The sequence below is a fragment of the Streptomyces sp. P9-2B-2 genome (assembly GCF_030406865.1).
Taxonomy (GTDB): Bacteria; Actinomycetota; Actinomycetes; order Streptomycetales; family Streptomycetaceae; genus Streptomyces; species Streptomyces platensis.
Genome location: NZ_CP129126.1, coordinates 7,422,562 through 7,444,070 on the forward strand (window position 1 = coordinate 7,422,562; position 21,509 = coordinate 7,444,070).

Sequence of the window (21,509 nt, forward strand, 5' to 3'; positions counted from 1 at the left end):
CGTCAGCGGAGCAGACCTGCCAGGGGGATGGTGCGCGTCGAGCTCCGCCTTCCCGTGCCGCCGATGTCGCTGGTGTGGAAGGGAGCAGGATTGTGAGCCGTACGGTCGTGCAGGGCGGACTGGTGATCACCGCCGCCGATGAGGTCCACGCCGATGTCCTGGTGGAGGACGGCCGGGTCGCCGCCCTCGCGGCACACGGCAGCCACACCGCGGACGGCTGGACCGGGATGGCGGACCGCGTCCTCGACGCCACCGGGAAATACGTCATCCCAGGGGGCGTCGATGCGCACACCCATCTGGACTTCCCCTTCGGCGGGACCTTCTCCTCCGACAACTTCGAGACCGGCACCCGCGCCGCGGCCTGGGGCGGCACCACCACCCTCATCGACTTCGCGGTCCAGTCCCGCGGCAAGTCGCTCCGCGCCGGCCTGGACGCCTGGCACGCCAAGTCCGACGCCCAGTGCGCCATCGACTACGCGTTCCACATGATCCTCTCGGACGTCAACGAGCACACCCTCAAGGAGATGGACCTCCTCGTCGCGGAAGGTGTGACGTCGTTCAAGCTCTTCACCGCCTATCCCGGCGTCTTCTACAGCGACGACGGGCAGATCCTGCGCGCCATGCAGCAGTCCGCCGGCAACGGCGGGCTGATCATGATGCACGCCGAGAACGGCATCGCCATCGACGTCCTCGTCGAACAGGCGCTGGCCGAGGGCCGCACCGATCCGCGCTACCACGGCGAGGTCCGCCGGGTCCTCCTGGAGGCCGAGGCCACCCACCGCACCATCCAGCTGGCGCGGGTGGCCGGCGCCCCGCTCTACGTCGTGCACGTCTCCGCCGAGGAAGCCCTCGCCGAGATCGCCCAGGCCCGCGACAAGGGGCTGAACGTCTTCGGTGAGACCTGCCCGCAGTATCTGTTCCTGTCCACCGACAACCTCGCCGAGCCGGACTTCGAGGGCGCCAAATACGTGTGCTCCACGCCGCTGCGGCCGCGGGAGCACCAGGCGGCCCTGTGGCGCGGGCTGCGCACCAACGACCTCCAGGTGGTCTCGACCGACCACTGCCCGTTCTGCTTCCAGGGGCAGAAGGAGCTGGGCCGCGGCGACTTCTCCAAGATCCCCAACGGGATGCCCGGCGTGGAGAACCGGATGGACCTCCTCCACCAAGGCGTCGTGGAGGGCCGGATCAGCCGCCGCCGCTGGATCGAGATCGCCTGCGCCACCCCGGCCCGGATGTTCGGCCTCTACCCGAAGAAGGGCACCCTCGCCCCCGGCTCCGACGCCGACCTCGTCATCTACGACCCCACCGTCGAGCAGACCGTCTCCGCCGAGACCCACCACATGAACGTCGACTACTCACCGTACGAGGGCAAACGCCTCACCGGGCAGGTCGAAACCGTGCTCTCGCGGGGCGAACTCGTCCTCGACCGGCGGGAGTTCACCGGACGTGCGGGACACGGCCAGTACATCCCGCGTGGCACCTGCCAGTACCTCATTTAAGGAGCGCCGCTGTGGACTTCGGAGTTGTCCTACAGGCCGACCCGCCCGCCTCCGCCGTTGTGTCCCTGATGCGCCGCGCCGAGCGCAACGGCTTCCGCTACGGCTGGACCTTCGACTCGGCCGTTCTGTGGCAGGAACCGTTCGTCATCTACAGCCGGGTGCTGGAACACACCGAGCGGATGATCGTCGGCCCGATGGTCACCAACCCCTCCACCCGCACCCCCGAGGTCACCGCCTCCACCTTCGCCACCCTCAACGAGATGTACGGCAACCGCACCGTCTGCGGCATCGGGCGCGGCGACTCCGCGATGCGGGTGGCCGGGCGCCCGCCCAACACCCTGGCCCGGCTGGGCGAGTCGATCGGCGTCATCCGCGATCTCGCCGAGGGCCGGGAGGCGTACGTCGGCGACCACCGGATCAAGATCCCCTGGATCAAGGACGGCAAGCTCCCGGTGTGGATGGCCGCCTACGGGCCCAAGGCCCTTGCCATGGCCGGTGAGCTGGCCGACGGCTTCATCCTCCAGTTGGCCGACCCCTTCCTCACCGAGTGGATGATCAAGGCGGTGCGGAAGGCCGCGGTGGACGCCGGCCGCGACCCGGCCGACGTCACGATCTGTGTCGCCGCACCGGCCTACGTGGGCGACGACCTGGACCACGCCCGCGAGCAGTGCCGCTGGTTCGGCGGCATGGTCGGCAACCACGTCGCCGACCTCGTCGCACGCTACGGCGAGCACTCCGGCATGGTGCCGGACGAGCTGACCGCGTACATCGCGTCCCGGGAGAGCTACGACTACGCCCACCACGGCCGGTCGGGCAACCCCGACGCGGGCTTTGTGTCGGACGCGGTCATCGACCGTTTCTGCCTGCTCGGCCCGGCCGCCGCACATCTCGACAAGCTGCGGCAGCTCCAGGCCCTGGGCGTGGACCAGTTCGCGCTCTACGCCATGCACGACGCCAAGGAATCCACCATCGACGCCTACGGAGCAGAGATCCTTCCCGCGTTCGCCGACTGAACGGGCCTGGTGTGCACCCGGGCCTTAAGCCAGGGGGTAGTCGTAGCGTACGAATCCCTTGAAGCTCGCCACCTTGTCGTACAGAGCGCGGGCTGCGGTGTTGCTCTCCTGAGTGGTCCAGTACAGGCGCGAAGCCCCCCGCTCCCGAGACACACTGGCCACCTTCTCGATCAGCATCCGCGCCACGCCCTGGCCGCGCGCCGCTTCGTCGACGAAGAGGTCCTGGAGATAGCAGCTGTCTTCCATCCAGAACGTTGCGTGGAACAGATAGTGCGCGATGCCGACCAGTTTCCCGTCTGACCAGGCGCCGACGCCGTGGAATTCCGTGCCACGACGTAACCGCTGCCAAGTCTCCTCATACCCGTCGTCCGGTACCACGGTGCGGTAGAACGCCTTGTAACCGCGCGCCAGCATTTCCCAGGCGGCGCGATCCTCCTCGCGCAACGAATCAATATCGATCATGGTTGCCCATCCTCGCACGCGAGCTAACAGCCCATCCGATGATCCGCCGGACACTGTCCAGGCATGTCGGCGCGCCCTGAAGGGACCATGGCCGGTCCGGCGCGGGGGTGGGTACGCCAGGCTCGGGGGTGGGTGCGCCGACGAGCCACGGCGGCGTCGCGGGATCCGGAGGGCAACCCCGGCCTTGGATGGTCCTCGGTGGGCAGCCGGGAGATCAGTCGGCGTTCGTGCTCCCGGCTGCCCACCGGGCGGCAGGTTTCCCTGGCTTCCGCGGAAGGTGCCACGGCGCGTTCACACCGGCCCTCGGGGGCTCCCTCCGGCTTACCGCCGGAACCCGGCGCCGTCGGCTGCACCTTCACCCGCTGACGCTTCCCGCCCAGCCCGTACCAGCCCGCACCGCAGACGAGGAACCCTCCATGACGGGGCGTCCCGCCATGTTGGCGAATTCTCCGCGGGCCTAAGGGCTGTCCTGTAAATGATCTCCAGGCGGGATGGGGCGCGGCAGCCTGCCCGGGGCGGTACGGTCTCCGGCGGGGAGTTCGCGTGACCCCGGTCGCACGAGTCGCACTTCCGGGGTCGCCGCGTCTGGCTCCTCCGTGAGTGACGGTGGAGCCAGCACCGACCATCCCACACGGTGGGAGTTCGGCTGGAGTGTTGGGAACGGGGCGAGGGTGCTTCACCCGATCAATCGGGCCACGTCTTCTTCCTGCCGTGTGCCTGTCTCCTTGACTTGGTACAGCTCGGGCACGGAGACCTTGATCGGCTCCTGCGTGGTCCGTGCGATCACGACGACCACGGGCTCGTTCGGGTCGGGATTCTCCTCGCGATGCGGGACGAACGGGGGGACGAGCAGGAAGTCACCAGGGTCGGCGGAGATCCGTACCTCCTGTATGCCGTCGTGGAAGACGAACACGGGGTGACCGCTGACCACGTAGATCCCCGCCTCGGACTCGCCGTGATGGTGGTTGTCCGTTGCACTCAACGGCGCATTCTCTACCAGGCCCATCCAGAGCTTCTTCGAGCCGACTGTGCCGCCACTGATGGCGGCATGGCCGTCCAACTCGCCAGCTCGAACGTGGTGGACGCGGTTGCCCAGCGTCCCGTTGCCGTCTGCGCTCAGTGCGGATCCGACGCCTGCGTGGGTGGTCATCGTGCGGCCTCCTCATTGTTGTCGACGGCCTGTGGCCGAGCATCAGGCTGCGACCACCGTGCCCGGGACTGCAACTATTGTTGCTGTAATGGCAACGCGCACCTCCGGAACCAAGGCGTCCCGCCCGGGCAATCGCCAGCCGTACACCGGGCAGCCAACGACAGGTCGGACACCTCGAAGAGGGCAGGCGATGGAGATCAACTAAGGGTTGTCCCCTAACCGGTCACAGGCGAGATGATTTTGATGTGGCCGATGTGATCGCGGCGTCGGAGCCTTCCTGGACAGCCCCGTGTACGCCATTGCCCGTTGGTCGGAGAAGGGGGAGAACGCGGAGAAGGCCATCTCCACCTTCCAGCGCAAGCGAGGGGGCCACAGCCATGTCCGCGTCTCAAGCGGCGGGGTACTCCCCGAGGAGCGCCGCTACCTCCGGCACCTTTCGGAAGGGCTTCAAGCTCTTAAGAACCACCCGCGCCCGGTCGGCCGTTCGCTCAGAGGCCCCGCCGGTAGACAGAGCCAGCATGCGTTCAGTGGTTGCTGCCGCTTCCTCCGGCTCGTTGGCGTCCGCATAGGCCACCGCCAACCATGAGAGGTAGAGCGCCAACTCTCGTGCGTGCGTGGTGTCGTAGCGGTCCAAGACCTGGGACAGGAGCGGCACGGCGCGGAGCGGCCTGTGCAGCTCCGTGTAGACCCTGGCGTCCATGACCTCCAGCTCCTCCACGGACACCCAGTAAGTCCAGTCTGGTTCGTCCGCGCCGTGCTCATCCGTGAGCGCTTCGTGGGCCTTGCCCAGTGCCTGGATCGCCTCTTGAGGGCGGTCGGCCCTGGTGTGTGCCCAAGCCACGCGGTCCAGGAACAGCGCGCGTGCGCGGGGCGGAGCGTCCGGGCCGGCGGCGTCAACGGCGGCCACCGCCATATCCACCGCCTCACGCGGATCACCCTGATTGGCTACCTGGTAAGCGAGCGTGCCCAGAAGCTGACCCGCCAAGGTGCCATCTCCGGCTTTCTGGGCGGCAGAGAGCCCCAGGCGGTAGACCTTCTCCGCCTCCGCGTACTCCCCGGCGTCACTGGCCACCCAACCCACAATCTGGGCCAGTTCCGCAATCGCCCGGAGTAGACCCCGCCCAACGGCTTCTGTGTGCGTGGTCGTTCGGTAGAGGTGCACCGCGGATCTCAAGTCCCGGCGTGCGCGCCCGATCAGGTCACGTCCATACACCACGTCGTCCGCCAGCCGGAGGCCGTGGACCCGGTTGGTCAGGTCCACCACCGTGGATTGCCCGACCCGCCGGCCGGGACCGTCGACGAGCTGGGCGAACGGATCACCGGGCGGGAGGAAGTCGTCCACCGTGCGCGGTGCGGGTGGGGCGGTCGCTTCCTCTACAGCCGTTGCTGCCTCTAGTTCCTCCCTGGACACCCCTAAGACGGTAGCCAGTACCGGCAGCCATTCGCGCGGTTTCTGCTTCCACTGGTCGCCGTGCGCGACCCGGGCGGCCCACCGGGAGGGGGAACGGCTGTCCTCCGGCCGGGCCGAATAACAGTCGAGCCACTCCGGTGCCGCCAGTGCCGCCAGCCAGTCCCCGGCCGTCTCGGCGCCCTCTTTCACTGCGGCCCGCAAAGTCTCGACCACGAACTCCAGCCGGTTCAGGAACACGACGACGGCCTGCACTACCCAATCGGGGTCGTACAGGCCGTCGTCACGCAGGCCCCGGATTTGCCAACAGCGTCTGGGTATCCGGGAGGGGGCGTCTGCGTTTCGGCGTACGCGCCTACGCGCGGAAGTCCCCTGCCTGTACGCCGGTGACGAACGCTGACCACGCAGACGGCTCGAACGTCAGGGCCGGTCCGTTGGGGTCCTTGCTGTCCCGGACGGGAACGGTGCCGTGGACGCCGACATGCGCCGGGGACCACTCCACGCAGTTGCCGCCATCTTGGCTGCTGTAGCTGGACTTGACCCAGGGGTGAGTCAGGGGAGTCACGATGCCTCCATAAGCTTTTGGATCATGCAGGTGGACACGTCACGCGCCAGGGCTGCAGCGGTGAGTACATCGTAAGACCGGGAGAGGTGGCGCACGGTTGACGGCTCATCAATGATCGCGCCCGACCTGATGCCTTCCGTGTAGATCACGGGTTGCCCATCGGCGGTGGTCAGAATCGACATGGATCCGTCCATCAGCCCGTGAGTCCCCGCGGAGAGCGGAAGCACCTGCAAAACGGTGGTGGGTTGGGCACCGTGGTGGAGCAGCGCGGCAAGCTGTTCCCGCATGACCTCCGGGCCCCCGACGTTCCGCCGAAGCACGGACTCACAGATGATGACGGAGAAGTCCGGCGGTGAGCTTCCACTGAGTACGTCCTGGCGGGCCATGCGCTTTTGAACCTTCTTCGCCAGTTCCTCCTCACTGGCCCGTGGGTCACCCTCCCGGAAGAGTGCGTATGCATAGCCCGCCGTCTGGAGGAGTCCGGGCACGACGGTCGGCGACCACTCAGCAATCGCTATCGCCCGGGGCTCCAGCTTCATTCGCTTTCGGGAGTGCTCCGGGAAGGACTGGGCCATGATCTCTTCGTACAGCCGCTTGAACAGGCCGTCCGTCGAAAAGACCTGATCCAAGAGGGGCGGGAGATCGGCCGGCACCGGCCCCACAAACGTCTCCACACGGCTGATGGTGCTTTTGGATGTGCGGGTCAACCTCGCCAGTTGAGTCTGGCTCAGGGGCCCTTGCGGGTAAAGCTCCCGGTGACTCCGGCACTCCTCACCGAATTGCTTGCGTGGGTCGTCTGAGTCCTCTGCGCCCCCCGGTGCGCCCCCGGTACGGTCCATAGCTCCCCCTGCCCATTGACCTGGTCACGTGCGGTCGTCGCGTCATTTGCGCCGGTCAACGGCATACGCACATGCCGGCATGCCCAACGCCCAGGTTGGGCGCTGAATCTCTCCTCACAGTACCGATTTCTACTCCACTCTTGTCACCAACCAGACGCACAGAGTGAGGGGTTCCGGTGACTGAGCGAATGTTGATCGGCCCGAAGCTGGAGCCCGTCCCGGTGCAGAGGTGCGATGTGTGCGAACTCTGCGGCCGGGAGCGGGAGGTGGCCCGGCGGGCGGGCCGTTCGCTGGAGGTCCGGAGCCTTAACGGCGTCATCGCGGGCCACCCCCACGGAAGGGAGGCACGGGAGTGATCGGAGCGGAGGCACCACTCGCGTTTTACACGTCGCCCCAACAGATCACGATGGGGTCCGTCGTCTTCGACCGGGACGCCGAGATGGTGGCCGTGGTGCGGGATGTGAAGGGCCTGATGGTCGGACTGGAGCGGCCCACGGGCCTCACCTGGGAAGCGGCCTATGGCCGTCTGCGACCGGGCACGGAGCGCGAAGGACTGCAGCTCCAGGCCCTGGCGAAGCTCCAGCGGGCACGGATGCGGGGTATGCCGTGAGCTGCACGAAGTGCGCCGATCTGGAACGGGAGTTGGAGGCGGCCGACAAGGCCGGTGACCAGAGCCGGGCCGTGGATTGTCGGGTCCTGCTCCGACGCCACCCGCAACACGAGGATGTACCCGTGGAGGCCGGGGCGCGTGCCCGGAAGGGAGGTGGCGCGAAATGAGTAGGCCGCTGAGCGCCCGCAAGCCGCGGGGTGACATGAAGCAGACCAGCGCCGTGGCCAAGGGTGACTGGAACGCAGGCAAACAACGCGCCGAAAAGGCCGACCTGTTGGACCGGATGCGGGAGCGCATCCACGGCAAGCCGGATGCCGACCAGCCCCGGACTCCGCCCCCTGTCGGATGCCCATTCCGGCTCCTCCGAGTTGTCGAGTGACCCCGGCAGGGGGGTGGGCAAGGCCCCGGACGACTGGCCTACGGACAGCGACAGCCGGACGGGTGGACAATCACCGAGAGAGCACAGGAGGAACTGTGAAGTTCTTGATCCTTTCGAACGACGGTGGCGACAAGTTGCCGGGGGAGTCGTACCCCGGCCCGCATCAGCCTCCGTCCCCAGACGGTGGCCCGGGTCAGCCGAACCCGCCCAAGGTTGCCTGACCAGTGACCACCGACGCACACAAGGAGCGCCCCGGCCTGGACGGGCTGGGGCGTGCCCTCATGTCTTCCGGGGCCCTTTCCTCCGACTGGGCCCCCTCGTACGCGGCCGTTCCCCGATCCACCGTGTTGCCGGACCTCATGTGGCCGTTCGACATGGCGGCCGGCCGGAGCGTGGCCATTTCCAAGGCGGACGATCCCGCCAAGTGGCAGGAGTACGCGGACTCCGACGTACCGATCGTCACCCAGTGGGACGACGGGAAGCACACCGGCACCGAACCGGGCCACGTCCCCACCAGCTCCGCGTCCATGCCCTCCGTGGTGTTCCGGATGCTCCAGGACCTGGACCTTCGGCCCGGCCACAAGGTGCTGGAGGTTGGCACCGCCACCACCTGGAATGCGTTGCTCATGGCTCATCGTGCGGGGCCGGGATGCGTGACCACGATGGAGGTGGACCGGGCGGTGGCCACGGCCGCCATGGCGACGGTGGAGAGACTGGGAATCCCCCTCCATGTCGTCCACGGCGACGGGTTTCAGGGCCACCTGGAAGGGGCGCCGTATGACCGGGTCATCGCCACGTGCGGCCTCCGCTCCATCCCGTTCGCGTGGGTGGAGCAGTGCCGGCCCGGCGGGGTCATCGTGGCCCCGTGGGGGACGCACTACACCCACGCTGACGCAGTGGCCCGCCTGGTGGTGGCGCCGGATGGAGAGAGCGCGTCCGGGAAGTTCACCGGCCCCGTGGAGTTCATGAAGCTCCGGTCCCAGCGGTTTGTCCACCGGGCGCATTCTGAGTACGTAGAGGGGAGCGTGGCGGACGGCGACGAGTCATCCACGACGATCACCGAAGCAGAGTTCGTCGGGGACCAGTTCGGCCCGGAGCGGTTCGCCATAGGGCTCCGTGTCCCCCAGTGCTCGTACGTCGTGGCGGGGAAGAGCGACGGCGCACGGCCGGCCTGGTTCTACAGCCTGAGTGACAGCTCTTGGGCGTGCGTGCAGTTCCGCGACGGGAAGACGGCCCGTGTGTGGCAACAAGGTCCCCGCCGGCTCTGGGACGAGGTGGAGAAGGCGTTCCGATGGTGGGTCCACCGAGGAAAGCCGGACCGGACCCGGTTCGGACTGACCGTGACCGCCGAGGGCGAAAGGGTGTGGCTGGACGACCCGGCCGACTCCTGGGCCCTTTGAGACCGGCCCCGTTCGTGCGCTGCCCCCGTGGCGCATGGGCGGGGCCCTTGTCATGTCCGGCTGGGCCACGCTGCTCAGGACCAGGGCCTGTCCGGCGGATCAGGGTCGGGGCCGCTGGACGGTGATCCGAAAGACACCCGCTAGTACTGCAACGGTGTTTGTGCTGATGGGTGGGCAGTTCTATGGGCTGTGGCCGCGTCGTGTGTAGTGGCTGGTGCGGGCTTGGTGTTGGCGTCTGCGGCGCCAGTGTGACCAGTGCAGGATGTGGTCGACGGGTGGGGGTTGGCGGTGGGTGAGGCGGGTGATCAGGCGTCTGATCTCGGCGAGGCTGAGGTGGATGAGCTGGGAGGATCCGTTTCTGCTTTCCCGGCATCGAGTGCACGGGCCCGCAGGACGGTCAGGCAGGCGTGGGCGGCCATGGCCAGGGTGATGTGGCGGTGCCAGCCCGGGTAGCGGCGGACTTGGTAGTCGTCCAGGCCACACTCCTGCTTCGCGGTCTGGAAGCATTCTTCGACGGCCCACCGGCTGCCGGCGATATGGATCAACTCGTCCAGGGTGGCACCGGCTGGGCAGTAGGCGATGTAGTAAGAGAGCTCCTCCGGCCGGCTGACGCTGCGACGGGCGAGGACCCAGTGCCGACGGTCCTCGCGGTGCCAGGGACGGACTTCGACACGCGCCCAGTCGAACACCCGCGGTCCATGGGCGCCGCGTCCGCAAGAGCGGCGTTTCCACTTCTGCCGCGCAAGGCCGGTGAACAGGTCGTGGACGGGATGGTCCAGGGCCCAGCGGGTGACGACGGTGTCGTGGCGGGTGGTGGCCATGACGTGGAAGACGTCGGCCTGCTCCAGCTCATGGCGCCAGCCTTTGCTGAAGCCGTAGGCGGCATCCGCCGTCACCCACCGGAACGGGATCTTGTCGGCGATCGCCCGGCGGACCATCTTCTTCGCCATAACGACCTTGGTCTCGAAGCCGACCTCGTCGTCGATACCGGCCCTGCGACAGCGTTCGCGGTCGTCCGTCCAGGAGGTGGGCAGATACAACCGGCGGTCGATCAGGGTCCGGCCGCCACCGGCTGCACAGGCGAGGAAGACACCGACCTGGCAGTTCTCCGTCCGTCCCGCGGTCCCGGAATACTGCCGCTGCACCCCCGCCGAACGGGTCCCCTTCTTCAGGAAGCCCGTGTCGTCCACGATGAGCACAGCCTCGGGGTCGCCGAGGTGCTCGACAACGTAGTCACGCACATCCTCAAGGACCTCATCAGCTTCCCACTCGATCCGGTTCAGCAGCCGATGGATACGGTCCGGAGCGGCATGACCGGCCTGTTCGGCCAGAGTCCAGCCGTTCTTCCGCTCCAGCGGAGCGATCAGTCCCCGCATATACGCAAGCGCCGACTCCCGCGGCTCCGACCTGGAAAACCTGTGCACGAACCGCTCGTGCACAGCGTCCAGTTCACCGGCCCACACCATGGCATCAGCAAGGTCCCCACCCATGACCAGCCCAACGACCGGCCTGTCCAACCGTCACGGCAAACACCGTTGCAGTACTAGGGGGTGTCTTCAAATGATCTTGAGTGATGGATCATGGGCGGGTGATACGTCGCCATGAACTGTCGGATGCGGAGTGGGAGTTCGTCCGGCCGCTGCTGCCCGAGTCGTTGCGTGGCAGGAAGCGGTTGGACGACCGCACGGTGCTCAACGGGATCGTGTGGAAGTTTCGCACCGGGGTGGCCTGGCGGGATGTGCCCGAGCGGTACGGCCCGTGGGCCACGCTCCACACCCGCTTCCGCCGGTGGGCTCTGGACGGCACGTTCGAGCGGATGCTCCAGGCCGCGCAGGCGAGAGCGGATGCGGCGGGGGACATCGACTGGCTCGTGTCGGTCGACTCCACCGTCGTCCGCGCCCACCAGCACGCCGCCGGGGCCCGAAAAGGGGGCTCCGCAGTCCGGCACTCGGACGCTCCCGAGGTGGCCTGACCAGCAAGATTCACCTGGCCTGCGACGCCGTCGGCCGGCCGCTCGCCTTCACCGTCACCAGCGGGAACACCAACGACTGCACCCAGTTCACGGCCGTGATGGAGGCGATTCGGGTGCCCCGGCTCGGTCCGGGACGGCCACGGGTCCGGCCCGCCCACGTGTTGGGCGACAAGGGCTACAGCTCCCGGGCCATCCGGACCTGGCTCAGGCGGCGGGGCATCGGCCACACCATTCCCGAACGGGCCGACCAGATCCGTAACCGGCTCCGGCGCGGCAGCCGTGGCGGGCGCCCGCCGGCCTTCGACAAACAGTTCTACAAGCGGCGCAACGTGGTCGAACGCTGCTTCAACCGCTTGAAGCAATGGCGCGGCATCGCCACTCGTTACGACAAGACCACCGAGTCCTACCAGGCAGCCGTCACCCTCGCATCGCTCCTGATGTGGGCGTGACATTTGAAGACAACTCCTAGTACTCCAGTCAGAAATCGTTGCCTGAGCTGGTTCTTCTTCGGTAGTGACAGTGGCGGGCGACGGCTTGGTGCCGTCTGCGCCAGAGGGACCAGTTCAGGGCATGGACGACTGGTCCGTGGCGGGGTATGGGTCGGGGCAGCAGAGCGTCCAGGAGTCTGCGGACTTCTGCCACGGTGAAGCGGATGGTGCTGGTGGGGTCGTTTCTGCGGCCCCCCTTTCGGTGGTCTGGGCTGCGACGGCGGCCAGGAATGCGTGGGCGAGCATGGCCAGGGTGATGTGCCGGTACCAGCCCGGATAGCGGCGGACCTCGTACTGGTCGAGGCCGCATTCGTTCTTCGCGGCCTGGAATGCTTCCTCGATCGCCCAGCGCGATCCGGCGACCCGGACCAGGTCGGCGACACTGGTGCCGTTGGGCGCGTAGGCAAGGTAGTAGGCGATCTCGTCCGGTCGGCCCAGGCTGCGGCGGGCCAGCACCCACCGCTGATGGGTGGGCCGGTCGCCATCGAAGACATCGATCACCGGCAGGCGGTCGGCTGCCCAGTCGTAAAGGCGCGGGCCTTTGGCGCCGTCTCCGCAGGAACGTCGTTCCCATGCCTGGTCGGGGGCATCGGCGATGGCCTGGTCGATCCGTCCGAAGGGAGCATGCAGCTGCTGGGACTTCGGCACCGCCAGGACGTAGCCGACGCCGGCCTCTTCCAGGGTGCGGCGCATGCGCCATTCCTGTCCGTAGGCGCAGTCGCCCGTCACCCAGGCGATCGGGAGAGGTGAAGCAAGAGCCCGCAGGATCATCGCGCGGGCCAATTCCCCTTGGTCGCAAACCCACGGCTGTCAGGAATTTTGGCCGCCCGGCAGCGGTCCGCGTCCGCGGTCCAGGACTTGGGCAGATACAGCTCCCGGTCCACCAGCGCCCTGCCTTTGGGCGAGGCGTAGGCGGCGAAGACTCCGATCTGGCAGTTCTCGGTGCGGCCGGCCGTGCCCGAGTACTGCCGCTGCACGCCGGCAGAGACGGTGCCCTTCTTCAGGAAACCGGTGTCGTCCACGATCAGCACCCCATCCGGGGTGCCGAGCCGCTCGGCCACGTACTGGCTGAGGTCGTCGCGGACTGCGTCAGCGTCCCAGGACGCACCGTTCAACAGATGCTGGAAGCCGGCCGGTCCGCGGTGACCTGCATACTCGGCGAGCTGCCAGCCGTTCTTCCGCTCCACCGCAGCCAGCAGACCGCGCACGTAGTCCCGCATCCGCCACCGCAGATCCACCCGAGAGAATCGGCCTGCCACACGGGCGAGCACCGACTCCAACTCCCCAGCCCACAAGTCAACTTCGTCCAACCCCACCATGCCCGGAACAACGAAACCGACCAGCTCAGGCAACGATTTCTGACTGGAGTACTAGGGGACGTGTCGGATAATTGATCTTGTGGTGAGCTGGGTTGAGCTGCTTCAGTCTCCCTGTGACCACGCAGCTGACGGGAGTGCCAAGTAAACGCCGAAGTCGCGGAGTCCGGTCGCAGTCCTGACGTCCTGGTGAAGCCTGTCCACGCGTTCTTGGCGGTTGGCGGCCCTGCTCTCGAACCACTTGGACCTCACCTCGATCACCACCTCCAAACCGCTCCGGTCCAGCGGACCCAGCCTCCGGAAGCGAATCTCCACATCGCCCGGCTGCAAGGCCCCGTCGTACGGTTCCTCGGGACACTCCACGGCCTTGGACACCAGGTGCGGCAGCGCCGACCCCAGTTCCTGGAGCTTCGATTCAGCGACACCTGGCGCATAGGTAACTTCCACAAGCGGCATCGGACCACCCTAGGCTCGATCTGGCCGGCGCGGAGTGCGGCATCCGGTACGCCGCCGGGGAGTGCCGGGCGGAGGGCCGAAAGGGGGGCCCTGGGCCCTGGCGAAGCTCCTCAGATTCTGACCACCCGGGCCCTGGGCCCGACGCGTCACGGCCCCTTCCTGGGCATCCAGGAGGGGGCACAATCATGTCCGGGTCTCAGGCGACGGGGTACTCCCCGAGGAGCGCCGCCACCTCCGGCACCTTTCGGAAGGGCTTCAAGCTCTCAAGAACCACCCGCGCTCGGTCGGCCGTTCGCTCAGAGGCTCCACCAGTGGACAGAGCCAGCATGGGTTCAGCGGTGGCTGCCGCTTCCTCCGGCTCGTTGGCGTCCGCATAGGCCACCGCCAACCACGAGAGGTAGAGCGCCAACTCTCGTGCGTGCGTGGCGTCGTAGCGGTCCAAGACCTGGGACAGGAGCGGAACGGCGCGGAGCGGCCTGTGCAGCTCCGTGTAGACCCTGGCATCCATGACCTCCAGCTCCTCCACGGACACCCAGTAAGTCCAGTCTGGTTCATCTGCGCCGCGCTCATCCGCGAGCGCTTCGTGGGCCTGGCCGAGTGCCCGGATCGCCTCTTGAGGGCGGTCGGCCCTGGTGTGTGCCCACGCCACGCGGTCCAGGAACAGCGCGCGTGCGCGGGGCGGAGCGTCCGGCCCGGCGGCGTCAACGGCGGCCACGGCCATATCCACGGCCTTACGGGGATCACCCTGGTTGGCGACCTGGTAAGCGAGCGTGCCCAGAAGCTGACCCGCCAGGGTGCCATCTCCGGCTTTCTGCGCGGCAGAGAGCCCCAGGCGGTAGACCTTCTCCGCCTCCGCGTACTCTCCGGCGTCACTGGCCACCCAACCCACAATCTGGGCCAGCTCCGCAATCCCTCGGAGTAGATCCCGCCCAACGGCTTCTGTGTGCCTGGTCGTTCGGTACAGGTCCACCGCGGATCTCAGGTCACGGCGTGCGCGCCCGATCAGGTCACGTCCGTACACCACATCGTCCGCCAGTCGAAGACCGTGGACCCGGTTGGCCAGGTCCACCACCGTGGATTGCCCGATCCGCCAGCCAAGACCGTTGACCAGCGGGGCGAACGGATCACCCGGCGGGAGGAAGTCGTCCACCGTGCGCGGTTCGGGTGGGGCGGTCGCTTCCTCTACAGCCGTTGCTGCCTCTAGTTCCTCCCTGGACACCCCTAAGACGGTAGCCAGGACCGGCAGCCATTCGCGCGGTGTCCGCTTCCCTGCCTCCCACCGGTACACGTCCTGGCGACCCAGGGAGGCATTCAGCCCCAGCGTGGGGAGATCGCGGACAACTTCGTTCAGCTTCTCCGCCAGGCGATCCTGTGACCAGCCGCGCGCTTTGCGGAGGCGTCTGATCATCGCCGGGATGGTCTCCCCAGTCATGACCCCAGTCTGGCCTACACAGAGGCATACACGCAGGCCGCTCCGGAAGCACACGGGGGCCGGAATGCTGGCCGTCATGGCAGGTGACCCGGGCAGAGACGCGGAAGCAGCGGAAGGCGGAGCCTTGACGCCGTTGGACACCACGGCCCTCCGGTGGGAGAGACGACGGTGGCACCTGGACGCGTCGGCGCCGCCGCATAACCCGTACGTGAAGCCGAGTCGTGCCCTGATGGAGCGCACTCTGGCCGGGTTGTGGAGCGTGCGTGATGGCTGCCGCTGATCGCGCCCCGATCGTGGTGATGTCTGCCGGTCCGGAGCTGGAACCCGTCGCCGTTCCTGGGTGCGACGTGTGCCCTGCGACCGGGAGAGGGAGTCGGCGCGCCGGGACGGGCTCCCGTTGACCGTCCGGAGCTGTAACGCCGTAATCGCGGGTCATCCACACGGAAGAGAGGTACGGGAATGACGACGACTGAGACGCAACCCGCGTCCTTCAGATCACCCGAAGAGGTCACGGTGGGGACTGTCGTCTTTGACCGGGACGCCGACATGGTGGCCGTGGTGCGGGACGTGAAGGGCCTGAAGGTCGACCTGGAACGGCCCACGGGCCTTTCCTGGGACGTTGCGTACGGCCGTCTGCGACCGGGCACGGAATGCGAAGGGCGACAGCTCCAGGCCCTGGCGAAGCTCCAGCGCGCACGGCAGCGGGGCATGCCGTGACCTGCACGAAGTGCATCGATCTGGAACGGGAGTTGGAGGCGGCCGAAAAGGCTGGTGACCAGACCCGGGCCGTGGACTGTCGGGTCCTGCTCCGACGCCATCCGCAACACGACGAAGTACCGGTGGAGACCGGTGCGCGTGCCCCGAAGGGAGGTGGCGCGAAGTGAGTAGGCCGCTTGGCGCCCGCAAACCGCGGGGCGATATGAAGCCGACCAGCCCCGTGGCGAAGGACGACCGGAACGCGGGCAAGCAACGCACCGAAAAGGCCGACCTGTTGGACCGGATGCGGGAGCGCATCCACGGCAAGCCGGATGCCGGCTAGCCCCAGACTCCGCCCGCTTGCCGGATGCCCATTCCGGCGTCCCCCGCGTTGTTGAGTGATCCCGACAGGGGGGCGGGCCAGGCCCCGGATGTCTGGCCCAAGGACAGCGACAGCCGGACGGGTAAACAATCACCGCGAGCAACTGGAGGAACAGTGGACTTGATCCTTTCGAACGACGGTGGCGACAAGCTCCCGGGGAAGCCGTACCCCGGCCCGCATCAGCCCCCGTCCCCTGACGGCGGCCCAGGTGCCCCCAACCCGCCCAAGGCTGCCTGAATGGTGACCACCGACGCACACAAGGGGCGTCCCAGCCTTGACGGGCTGGGGACGCGTCCTCATGTCTTCAGGGGCCCTTTCCTCCGACTGGGCGCCCTCGTACGCGGCCGTTCCCCGTTCCACCGTGTTGCCGGACCTCATGTGGCCGTTCGACATGGAGGCCGGCCGGAGCGTGGCCGTGTCCAAGGCGGAAGATCCCGTCAAGTGGCAGGAGTTCGCGGACTCCGACGTACCGATCGTCACCCAGTGGGACGACGGGAAGCACTCCGGCACCGAACCGGGCCACGTTCCGACCAGCTCCGCGTCCATGCCTTCGGTCGTCTTCCGGATGCTCCAAGACCTGGACCTCCAGCCCGGCCACAAGGCTCTGGAGATCGGCACCGCCACCGCCTGGAATGCGTTGCTCATGGCCCACCGTGCGGGGCCGGGGTGCGTGACCACGGTGGAGGTGGACCGGGCGGTGGCCACGGCCGCCATGGCGACGGTGGAGCGGCTGGGAATGCCCCTCCAGGTCGTCCACGGCGACGGGTTCCAGGGCTACCTGGAAGGGGCGCCGTATGACCGGGTGATCGCTACGTGTGGCCTCCGGTCCATCCCGTTCGTGTGGGTGGAGCAATGCCGGCCCGGCGGGGTCATCGTGGCGCCGTGGGGGACGAACTACAGCCATGCCGACGCGGTGGCCCGCCTGGTGGTCGCGCCGGACGGAGAGAGCGCGTCCGGTAGGTTCACCGGCCCCGCGGAGTTCATGAAGCTCCGGTCCCAGCGGTTCGTCCCCCGCCCTCATTCCGAGTACGTCAAGGGGAGCGTGGCGGACGGTATCGAGTCCGCCGCGACGATCACCGAAGCGGAGTTCGTCGGGGAGCAATTCGGGCCGGAGCGGTTCGCCATGGGCCTCCGTGTTCCCCAGTGTTCGTTCATCGTGGCGAACAAGTGCGATGGCGCGCGGCCGGTCTGGTTCTACAGCCTGAGCGACGACTCATGGGCGTGTGTGATGTTCCGCGACGGGAGGACGGCCCGCGTCTGGCAACAAGGTCCACGCCGGCTCTGGGAACAGGTGGAAAACGCGTTCCGATGGTGGGTCCACCACGGAAAGCCTGAACACACCCGGTTCGGCCTGACGGTGACCGCCGAGGGTGAACGGGTGTGGCTGGACGACCCGGGCGACTCCTGGGCTCTTTGAGACCGGCCCTGTCCGTGTGTTGCCCCCGTGGCGCACGGGCGGGGCCTTCGCTCATGCGCCCTCGGCCAGCCCCGCCAGCAGCCGGGGCAGTGCACTGCCGATCGGCTCGCGGATCACCTCGGCGGCGAGCTCGTCGTACGGGGTCGGCTCGGCGTTGACGATGATCAGGCGTGCGCCGTGCTCTGCGGCCACCCCCGCGAGCGAGGCCGCCGGCTGTACCTGAAGCGTCGTACCGACCGCGAGGAAGACCTCCGCCGCCTTCGCCACGCCCAGCGCCGTACCGAGCACCTGGGGGTCCAGCCGCTCACCGAACATCACCGTCGCCGACTTCAGGATCCCGCCGCACACCAGGCATGCCGGATCCGGCTCGCCCGCGGCCACCCGCGCCAGCGCCTCCTCCATCGAGGACCGGGCATGACAGCGGGTGCAGGTCACCGCGCGTACCGTGCCGTGCAGTTCGAGCACCTTGCGGTCGGGCATCCCGGCGCGCTGGTGCAGCCCGTCGACGTTCTGTGTGATCACCCGCACCGGGGTCCCGGAGCGCTCCAGCCTGACCACCGCCTCGTGCGCGGCATTCGGCCGGGCCCGGAACGCCGGGCTCTCCTGCCGCATCCGCCACGACCGCCGCCGGATCTCCGGATCGCCCATGTACGCGTCGTAGGTGACCAGCTTCTCCGCCTCCGGGTCCCGCCGCCACAGCCCGTTCGGCCCGCGGTAATCGGGAATCCCGGAGTCGGTGGAGATACCCGCTCCGGAGAGGATCGCGACGAGGGGGCGGTGGGGCGGCTGGTCGGGGGTGGGGTCGATACCGGTCATGGGGTGAGCGTATGCAGTCCGTGGGCCGGCCGTCTTGTCAGTTATCGGTGTCGGGGTGCCAGCCGGGGGCGTGCCGGCGGGCGAGTGCGTCCCAGGCGGGGGCGCCGCCGGGAAGGGGCCAGGCGCGGGTCCGGTCCGGGGTGGTGACCAACTCGTGCAACTGCTGTCCCAGTCGGCGGTCGGCCGCCCGGGTCAGGGTTTCGGCGAGCGGGGGGCACTCGGCGTGTGCCCGTTCCAGGCCGGTGATGTGGTCCTCGTGGTGGCTGATCAGGGGCTGGGCATAGCGGGTGGCCCACTGGTCCGGGAGTTCCCGGGCCAGGGCGAGGACGTGCGGACGGCCGGCCTCGGCGAGCGCGGCCGCCAGACGGTCATGACCATCCAGCACCAGAAAGGTGTCGAGGCCGCTCATCCACCAGAGGAGGACGGGAGGCAGTACGCCCTCACGGTATTGGCGCCGGTAGGCATTCACCCGCGCGGTGCCAGGGCCGGGCAGCGGACGCAGCGGCAGCATGTCACGGGCGTCCTCCTCAGGATCGCGGTGGCCGAACCAGGTGATGTGGCCGATGGCCGGGTCGTGTTGCGGCAGCCGTGCCCAGTTCGGGGTGATGTCCCACCTGGGGGGAAGGCCGCGGGTGAGCTGCCAATCCCCTTCATGCAGTGGCCCGTTGGCGCTCTCCCGTAGCGCGGTGGCGAAGTGATGCGCCCACCGGGCGAGCCAGGCGTCCTCGTCCGGGCAGCTCTCCTGGTACGCACGGGCCGCCTCGGCGCGCAACGGAGGTACCGGCGAGGTGTACCGGCCGGTGCGCGCGTAATGCACCCCGCGATGGGTGACGCGCTGCCGGGCCAGCAGCACGACCTGGTCGCCCTGGAAGAGCACCAGCCGCCGCCCGTCGGCGACTTCGGCCCGCAGCGGTGGGCGGCCCGGTCCGTCGACGCCCAGCGCCAGCCCGTCCCAGCGGACGCCGCTTGCCGAGCGGGGGAGCGTGGTGCGCTTCACGGGTGTCGCCTCGCTTCTCCGGGGGGGACTACGGGTGCCTGGCGACTGCCTGGCCCGTGATGGCCCGAGCCTACGGCCATGCCCCGGACGGGCGCCCGCCCGGCCGGTCCGCGATGGCCCGCACCGGCGATCCCCGTATGGCGCCCGCCGTCTCCCTGGCCCCTCCGTACGATCACGAGGGGCGGGCCGCCGGCGCCCGAGCGGCCCGCCCCGCACCGCTCTCACCGCAGCACAGAGGAGCCACCGTGTTCACCACCCGCCCGACCCTCCAAGGCACCTTCGGCATGGCCTCCACCACGCACTGGCTGGCGTCCCAGTCCGCGATGGCCGTCCTGGAGGACGGCGGAAACGCCTATGACGCAGCGGTGGCCGCCGGGTTCGTGCTGCATGTCGTGGAGCCGCATCTGAACGGACCGGCGGGTGAGGTGCCGATCATTCTGGCGCCCGCGGACGGGCCCGTGCGGGTGCTGTGCGGCCAGGGCCCGGCACCGGCCGGAGCGAGCGTGGCGCACTACACCTCACTCGGTCTCGACCTGGTGCCCGGCACCGGACCGCTCGCCGCCGCGGTCCCCGGCGCCTTCGACGCCTGGATGCTGCTGCTGCGCGACCACGGCAGCAAGTCCCTCGCCGAGGTGCTGCGGTACGCCATCGGCTACGCCGAGCACGGCCATCCCGCCGTCGAGCGGATCGGTGAGACCGTCGAGACGGTCCGCGCACTCTTCGAGACGGAGTGGATCTCCTCCGCCGAGATCTACCTTCCCGACGGCCGGCCCGTCGCCCCCGGAGGGCTGCTCAGGAACCGCCCGCTGGCCGCCACGTGGCGCCGGCTGACCGCCGAGGCGGAGGCCGCCGCGGCCGGCCGCGAGGCGCAGGTCGAGGCCGCCCGCCGCATCTGGCGCGAGGGCTTCATCGGCGAGGCCCTCGCCGGCTTCGCGGCCCGCCCCGCCATGGACACCACCGGCGAACGCCACGCGGGCACCCTCACCGGCGACGATCTGGCCGCCTTCTCCGCCACCTACGAGGCGCCCGTCACCCACGACTGGAACGGCTGGACCGTCGCCAAGGCGGGCGGCTGGTCCCAGGGCCCCGCCTTCCTTCAGCAACTGGCCCTGCTGCCACCGGAGTTGCCCGCGTACGGCAGCCCCGAGTACGTGCATCTGCTCATCGAGGGCGGCAAACTGGCGATGGCCGACCGCGAGGCCTGGTACGGCGACGCCGCCGAGGTGCCGCTCGGCGCCCTGCTGAGCGACGGGTACAACGCCGCCCGCCGGGCCCTCATCGGCGAGCGCGCCTCGTACGAGCTGTGCCCCGGCAGTCCGGACGGCCGCGCCCCGCGGCTGAGCAAGCACGCGGTGGCGGCCGCGGCGGGCGCGGACGGCTTCGACGCGCGGGGTGCCTCCGGGCGCGGGGCGGGCGAGCCGACCGTCGCGCAGGGGGTGCCGGGGGCGGCCGGGTCCGGCGGCGTACCGGGGGATGTGGCGCCCGAGATCGACCGGAACGGTGCCACCCGCGGCGACACCTGCCATATCGATGTCGTCGACCGCTGGGGCAACCTGGTCTCCGCCACCCCGTCCGGCGGCTGGCTGCAGTCCAACCCCGTCGTCCCGGCGCTCGGCTTTCCGCTCGGCACCCGGCTGCAGATGGCCTGGCTGGAGGAGGGCCTGCCCAACTCGCTCACCCCGGGGCGCCGCCCCCGCACCACCCTCTCCCCGTCCCTCGCGCTGCGCGACGGGGTCCCGGTGATGGCCTTCGGGACGCCGGGCGGCGATCAGCAGGACCAGTGGCAGGTGCACTTCTTCCTGGCCGTGGCGCTGCGCGGGGCGGTCCGCGGCGGTCTCGACCTGCAGGGCGCCGTCGACGCCCCGAACTGGCACAACGACTCCTTCCCCGGCTCCTTCTTCCCGCGCGGGATGCGTCCGGGGAGCGTGACCGTGGAGTCCCGGATCGGCCACGGGACCATCGACGGGCTGCGCCGGCGTGGTCACCGCGTCACGGTGGGTGACGCCTGGTCCGAGGGGCGGCTGTGTGCGGTGGCGCGGGACCCGGAGTCCGGGGTGCTGTCCGCGGCGGCGAATCCGCGGGGGATGCAGGGGTACGCGGTCGGGCGCTGAGGCGCTCCGCCGGGCCGTGGCTGGGTGGGCCTGGGTGGGCCTCCGGTGCGCCCCGGCGGCCCGGCGCGGTGCGCCTCCGGTGCGCCCCGGAGGCCCCGCGC

At 69.1% G+C, this 21,509-nt stretch carries 20 protein-coding genes and 2 pseudogenes; 11 read left to right on the forward strand and 11 right to left on the reverse strand.

The window, feature by feature from the left end; translation table 11 throughout:
* Positions 1-92: 92 nt before the first annotated feature.
* Both hydA and QT196_RS32620 read left to right on the forward strand, forming a co-directional pair.
* Positions 93-1,499 carry a dihydropyrimidinase gene (gene hydA, locus QT196_RS32615; protein ID WP_266732142.1) on the forward strand — a complete coding sequence of 469 codons (1,407 nt, stop codon included), beginning with the start codon at positions 93-95 and terminating at the stop codon, positions 1,497-1,499.
* A gap of 11 nt (positions 1,500-1,510) precedes the next feature.
* Positions 1,511-2,512, forward strand: coding sequence for a TIGR03842 family LLM class F420-dependent oxidoreductase (locus QT196_RS32620; protein WP_190838270.1), 1,002 nt, complete (start codon positions 1,511-1,513; stop codon positions 2,510-2,512).
* A 24-nt stretch (positions 2,513-2,536) separates the two neighbouring features.
* Here QT196_RS32620 and QT196_RS32625 read toward each other — a convergent pair whose 3' ends face one another.
* The 5 genes from QT196_RS32625 to QT196_RS32645 all read right to left on the reverse strand — a co-directional run bounded on the left by QT196_RS32625 (position 2,537) and on the right by QT196_RS32645 (position 6,771).
* A complete protein-coding gene (locus QT196_RS32625; RefSeq protein ID WP_168482300.1) occupies positions 2,537-2,974 on the reverse strand; it encodes a GNAT family N-acetyltransferase in 438 nt (145 codons plus the stop codon).
* Between the two features lie 676 nt (positions 2,975-3,650).
* The gene (locus tag QT196_RS32630) at positions 3,651-4,124 is read right to left on the reverse strand and encodes a cupin domain-containing protein (protein ID WP_266732147.1); all 474 of its coding nucleotides are present in this window, start codon (positions 4,122-4,124) and stop codon (positions 3,651-3,653) included.
* 388 nt (positions 4,125-4,512) lie between these two features.
* Positions 4,513-5,787, reverse strand: a complete 1,275-nt coding sequence (locus QT196_RS32635) for a transcriptional regulator (protein WP_266732149.1) — start codon at positions 5,785-5,787, stop codon at positions 4,513-4,515.
* Positions 5,788-5,887: 100 nt separating this feature from the next.
* Positions 5,888-6,097 carry a DUF397 domain-containing protein gene (locus QT196_RS32640; RefSeq protein WP_168482302.1) on the reverse strand — a complete coding sequence of 70 codons (210 nt, stop codon included), beginning with the start codon at positions 6,095-6,097 and terminating at the stop codon, positions 5,888-5,890.
* A complete protein-coding gene (locus QT196_RS32645; RefSeq protein WP_323139132.1) occupies positions 6,094-6,771 on the reverse strand; it encodes a DUF5753 domain-containing protein in 678 nt (225 codons plus the stop codon). Before QT196_RS32645 ends, QT196_RS32640 begins: the two co-directional genes overlap by 4 nt.
* Before the next feature lie 341 nt (positions 6,772-7,112).
* Between QT196_RS32645 and QT196_RS32650 the strand changes: the two genes are divergently transcribed.
* The 4 genes from QT196_RS32650 to QT196_RS32665 all read left to right on the forward strand — a co-directional run bounded on the left by QT196_RS32650 (position 7,113) and on the right by QT196_RS32665 (position 9,325).
* Positions 7,113-7,292 carry a hypothetical protein gene (locus tag QT196_RS32650; RefSeq protein WP_168482304.1) on the forward strand — a complete coding sequence of 60 codons (180 nt, stop codon included), beginning with the start codon at positions 7,113-7,115 and terminating at the stop codon, positions 7,290-7,292.
* Positions 7,289-7,546, forward strand: a complete 258-nt coding sequence (locus QT196_RS32655) for a hypothetical protein (protein ID WP_168482305.1) — start codon at positions 7,289-7,291, stop codon at positions 7,544-7,546. Before QT196_RS32650 ends, QT196_RS32655 begins: the two co-directional genes overlap by 4 nt.
* A gap of 163 nt (positions 7,547-7,709) precedes the next feature.
* The gene (locus QT196_RS32660) at positions 7,710-7,925 is read left to right on the forward strand and encodes a hypothetical protein (RefSeq protein WP_266732152.1); all 216 of its coding nucleotides are present in this window, start codon (positions 7,710-7,712) and stop codon (positions 7,923-7,925) included.
* A gap of 224 nt (positions 7,926-8,149) precedes the next feature.
* Positions 8,150-9,325: a protein-L-isoaspartate(D-aspartate) O-methyltransferase gene (locus QT196_RS32665; RefSeq protein WP_168482307.1), complete on the forward strand. Its 1,176-nt coding sequence runs from the start codon at positions 8,150-8,152 to the stop codon at positions 9,323-9,325.
* A 305-nt stretch (positions 9,326-9,630) separates the two neighbouring features.
* On the opposite strand, the gene QT196_RS32670 is transcribed toward QT196_RS32665, so the two are convergent.
* Entirely contained in the window at positions 9,631-10,815 is a 1,185-nt protein-coding gene (locus QT196_RS32670) for an IS701 family transposase (protein ID WP_266732154.1), read from the reverse strand.
* A gap of 101 nt (positions 10,816-10,916) precedes the next feature.
* On the opposite strand from QT196_RS32670, the pseudogene QT196_RS32675 reads away from it, so the two are divergent.
* Positions 10,917-11,746, forward strand: a pseudogene (locus tag QT196_RS32675) (IS5 family transposase).
* 114 nt (positions 11,747-11,860) lie between these two features.
* On the opposite strand, the pseudogene QT196_RS32680 reads toward QT196_RS32675, so the two are convergent.
* From QT196_RS32680 to QT196_RS32690, 3 genes and pseudogenes are all read right to left on the reverse strand, one after another.
* Positions 11,861-13,104 (reverse strand): annotated as a pseudogene (locus tag QT196_RS32680) (IS701 family transposase).
* Between the two features lie 102 nt (positions 13,105-13,206).
* On the reverse strand, positions 13,207-13,557 hold the full coding sequence (locus QT196_RS32685) for a hypothetical protein (RefSeq protein ID WP_168482309.1): 351 nt from the start codon (positions 13,555-13,557) through the stop codon (positions 13,207-13,209).
* Positions 13,558-13,753: 196 nt separating this feature from the next.
* Complete coding sequence (locus QT196_RS32690; RefSeq protein ID WP_290356225.1) at positions 13,754-14,989, reverse strand: helix-turn-helix transcriptional regulator; 1,236 nt, start codon at positions 14,987-14,989, stop codon at positions 13,754-13,756.
* Positions 14,990-15,448: 459 nt separating this feature from the next.
* Here QT196_RS32690 and QT196_RS32695 point away from each other — a divergent pair, with 459 nt between their 5' ends.
* From QT196_RS32695 to QT196_RS32705, 3 genes are all read left to right on the forward strand, one after another.
* Positions 15,449-15,706: a hypothetical protein gene (locus tag QT196_RS32695; protein WP_168482311.1), complete on the forward strand. Its 258-nt coding sequence runs from the start codon at positions 15,449-15,451 to the stop codon at positions 15,704-15,706.
* A 163-nt stretch (positions 15,707-15,869) separates the two neighbouring features.
* The gene (locus QT196_RS32700) at positions 15,870-16,028 is read left to right on the forward strand and encodes a hypothetical protein (protein WP_168482312.1); all 159 of its coding nucleotides are present in this window, start codon (positions 15,870-15,872) and stop codon (positions 16,026-16,028) included.
* Positions 16,029-16,365: 337 nt separating this feature from the next.
* Positions 16,366-17,484, forward strand: coding sequence for a protein-L-isoaspartate(D-aspartate) O-methyltransferase (locus tag QT196_RS32705; RefSeq protein ID WP_290356226.1), 1,119 nt, complete (start codon positions 16,366-16,368; stop codon positions 17,482-17,484).
* A 51-nt stretch (positions 17,485-17,535) separates the two neighbouring features.
* Here the strand turns inward: QT196_RS32705 and QT196_RS32710 are convergent, their stop codons facing one another.
* Entirely contained in the window at positions 17,536-18,300 is a 765-nt protein-coding gene (locus QT196_RS32710) for a Sir2 family NAD-dependent protein deacetylase (RefSeq protein ID WP_168482314.1), read from the reverse strand.
* A gap of 37 nt (positions 18,301-18,337) precedes the next feature.
* Positions 18,338-19,297 carry a hypothetical protein gene (locus QT196_RS32715; protein ID WP_168482315.1) on the reverse strand — a complete coding sequence of 320 codons (960 nt, stop codon included), beginning with the start codon at positions 19,295-19,297 and terminating at the stop codon, positions 18,338-18,340.
* A gap of 245 nt (positions 19,298-19,542) precedes the next feature.
* On the opposite strand from QT196_RS32715, the gene QT196_RS32720 reads away from it, so the two are divergent.
* Complete coding sequence (locus QT196_RS32720) at positions 19,543-21,408, forward strand: gamma-glutamyltransferase (RefSeq protein ID WP_290356227.1); 1,866 nt, start codon at positions 19,543-19,545, stop codon at positions 21,406-21,408.
* Positions 21,409-21,509: the final 101 nt, after the last annotated feature.